This is a genomic window from Sebaldella sp. S0638, from assembly GCF_024158605.1.
Lineage (GTDB): Bacteria > Fusobacteriota > Fusobacteriia > Fusobacteriales > Leptotrichiaceae > Sebaldella.
Map to the genome: position 1 here is coordinate 1 of NZ_JAMZGM010000207.1, position 3031 is coordinate 3031.

5 protein-coding genes are annotated in these 3031 nt (G+C 30.5%); 1 reads left to right on the top strand and 4 read right to left on the bottom strand.

Annotation, left to right across the window (positions count from 1 at the left end; all coding sequences use genetic code 11):
* Positions 1-109: 109 nt before the first annotated feature.
* Genes NK213_RS19470 through NK213_RS19485 form a run of 4 tightly spaced genes read right to left on the bottom strand, consistent with a single transcriptional unit; the run spans position 110 to position 2100 of the window.
* On the bottom strand, positions 110-592 hold the full coding sequence (locus NK213_RS19470; RefSeq protein ID WP_253352426.1) for a hypothetical protein: 483 nt from the start codon (positions 590-592) through the stop codon (positions 110-112).
* A complete protein-coding gene (locus NK213_RS19475) occupies positions 582-1013 on the bottom strand; it encodes a hypothetical protein (protein WP_253352428.1) in 432 nt (143 codons plus the stop codon). The genes NK213_RS19470 and NK213_RS19475 overlap by 11 nt, the downstream gene beginning before the upstream one ends.
* The gene (locus NK213_RS19480; RefSeq protein ID WP_253352430.1) at positions 1010-1729 is read right to left on the bottom strand and encodes an A24 family peptidase; all 720 of its coding nucleotides are present in this window, start codon (positions 1727-1729) and stop codon (positions 1010-1012) included. The genes NK213_RS19475 and NK213_RS19480 overlap by 4 nt, the downstream gene beginning before the upstream one ends.
* The gene (locus NK213_RS19485) at positions 1726-2100 is read right to left on the bottom strand and encodes a prepilin-type N-terminal cleavage/methylation domain-containing protein (RefSeq protein WP_253352432.1); all 375 of its coding nucleotides are present in this window, start codon (positions 2098-2100) and stop codon (positions 1726-1728) included. Before NK213_RS19485 ends, NK213_RS19480 begins: the two co-directional genes overlap by 4 nt.
* A gap of 544 nt (positions 2101-2644) precedes the next feature.
* Between NK213_RS19485 and atpE the strand changes: the two genes are divergently transcribed.
* Entirely contained in the window at positions 2645-2881 is a 237-nt protein-coding gene (atpE, locus tag NK213_RS19490) for an ATP synthase F0 subunit C (protein WP_012859730.1), read from the top strand.
* Positions 2882-3031 lie beyond the last annotated feature (150 nt).

Here is a 3031-nt window from a genome sequence, read left to right on the forward strand (position 1 = left end):
CATAATAAAGTCCTCCTGTTTTTAGTTTATCATAAAAAGATTTTTTTATTTACAGACTTTTTATCACAGGCTCTAAATGTGTCCACATTATTGACATAAGTACAATTTTTCATTTTAGATTTATCACCTGCTCTGTTATATTTCCATTTATTTCATATTTTACAAATAAAATACTGTTTCTGATCTGAAACTCCAGTGAATCAAGAAACGCCAGATTATCATGTCTCAGAAAGCCTTCCGGTGTCTTGGCGCTGGAAATAAGCATTTTGGGTTTATTGAATTTTATCAGGTAAAATTCTCCTCCGGATTTATAAAGTATAGAATTACCAACAGAGGAAATTATATTTTCATTTATAATAAAAATATTCGAATTTTTTTCTTTATATAAAAAATTTTCCTTATCTCTTTCTTTAATATTTTTCTTTAGAATATCCAGAATATATAGTGTATTTTCACTGTTAACCCTGACTTTATTTTTATAATTCTGGATAATAACAGCTCTTTTCATGAAAGTAAGCAGTAAAAGCATTATTACGGAAAAAATAAATATATTAAGAAGAAATTCCAGCAGCAGGCTTCCTTTATTTTTCATAATCCTCCAAATATGGTACATAATAAATTTCTTTGGTATCAGCGGTAATTTTAAAGATAAACAGTTTTTCAAAATTTCTGTTCAAATAATAATAATCTGTTTTTTGAATATCAATATTTATATGGAAATTTTTCTTTTCATCTGCCGTAGAGCAATTTAAGCGAAAGAAGGAACAAAAATCCTTAAAAGAACTGAAAGCTCTTTTTCCTGTTTTTGTTTCAATATTTTGATATTCTGTATTTTCCAGATACTCAGCCATGTTTTCTAAAAGTACGGATTCATATTCCTTTTTCTCTAAAAGCATATTGGTTTTAAAAATTTTTACATACAGATGTGAAAAAGGCAGAAGAACAACAGTGATGTATAATAGTGCCAGAAGATTTTCCAGTAAAAGGCTTCCTGTCTTGTTATTGTGTTTCATAAGAAAACTCCGCTTATAAATGCGGAAAGGCATATAAAAGGTGCAAAAGCCAGATAACATTTTAAGGTTCTTTTCCTGGAAAAAATAAGGAAAATCGAAAAAATTCCGGCACTTATATAAAGACTTTCATAAAACCAAAGCAGATTCTTTAGTCCTGAATATGAAATAAAACCGCCTACAGCACATATTAATTTTACATCCCCGAAGCCTATGATTTCTTTATGTATAAAATCAGATGCAGAATAAAGTAAAAGTACCGGCAGTCCGTAAGCAGCCATACCAAGAAACCAGCTTTCCGGAGTATCTCGCAGGACAGAGAAAATGAAACCGGAAATTATCAAAATAATATAGAATCTGTCAGGAATAATGTGTGTTTCAATATCAATAAGCGAAGCTGCGATTAATACAGAAAAAACAAATGCTTTATAAAAAAATTCAAGACTCAGTCCGTAGTAAAGATATAGAACCAAAAATAAAGAAGGCATCAGTATTTCCAATATAAAGTATATTTTTCTGATTTTTCCCCCGCAGTTATGACATTTTCCGTTTTGCAGCAAAAATGAAAGTATGGGAATATTACGATACAGGGCTATTTTAGCCATGCAGCTGTCACATCTGGAACCCGGGAAAAGAACACTTTTATTTCTGGGTATTCTGTAGCAGACAACACCTGTAAAGCTTCCGGTTATCACGCCCAAAATTAATGCCGTAATCATTTTGCCTCCAGAGTTTCACCCTTGAAAGACTTGCTGTCATTATCTATTTTGGCGTATATTTCCCCGTCATTCAGAAGAAGTATCCCCTTGATATTGCCAAGTTCAAAACTGGAATCGGTTTTTAGATTAATATTAAGTTTCTCAATGTTTCCATGTTCCTGAAAAATTTTCTGCATATCGTCAGGAATGCTCCCGTTATTTTCAATACTCCATGATAATGAAGAATTATTCAGATCGGATATGGCTCCTAAAACTTTACTTTTATTAGCTTTGTCAAGATATTTATTCACTTGTGGAATAGCAATAGTAGCAATGATTGCAATAATAGCAAGTACAAGGATAACTTCAACCAGTGTAAATCCTTTTTTCATAATAGTTTCCCCCTTTTTAAAATTTTATATGCTTAATGTACAATTTTTTTAATTTTAAGTCAATGTATATATTTTAAATAATTTAATCTTTTTGTGTAAAAAAGGTGATAAAGCCAGAGGCAGAAAGGAAAATTTTAAGTGTTAAAAAGTGTATACACAGCTAAACATGTAAGAAAAAGATGAGTTTTTTTAAAAAAATAAAATGTGAACACTCAGTCATTTTTTTAATTGAAATGTTCATTCTAATATGTTAAAATACCTAATAAACAATAATGTTACATTTATTTGGATAAAAATATCAATAATAAAGCTAAATCAGAATAAGGAATGTTTTCGTGATATGCTGATTTATCCATATTATCGATCATTTATTTTCAATTGCACTTCATGTAGATTTTCATTAAATAATCCTGCTTACAAAATATATATTTATAAATATTGGTAAGGATACTGCAAAACTATTGTGTTATTTTAGTTTTAGTAAAATACTGCCAGAGGTTTTGTATTATTATAAATTAAGATATAAAATTTGAGGAGGTTATCTATGGAAGAACTGATACAGGCGGGAGCTTTATTGGGTGCCGGGACGGCAATGATAGGAGGTATAGGATCAGGAATAGGTCAGGGGTTTGCAACAGGAAAGGCTGTGGAAGCAGTATCAAGACAGCCGGAAGCAAAACAGGACATATTACAGGTATTGTTTATAGGGTGTGCAATAGCAGAATCAACAGGGATATACTCGTTGGTTATAGCATTTCTGCTGATCTTTATGAAAAGTTAGACCAGCTGTAAACAAAAATTTTTATACATGTACAGTATTATAATAAACTGTTCCGAGTTTCTGTTTGTTATGTAGTGTAGTGCTATAGTAAAGTAGGAACACCAAAATCTAAACAATGATATAATAAAAAAAGAAAGAGGTGTTTTGAAA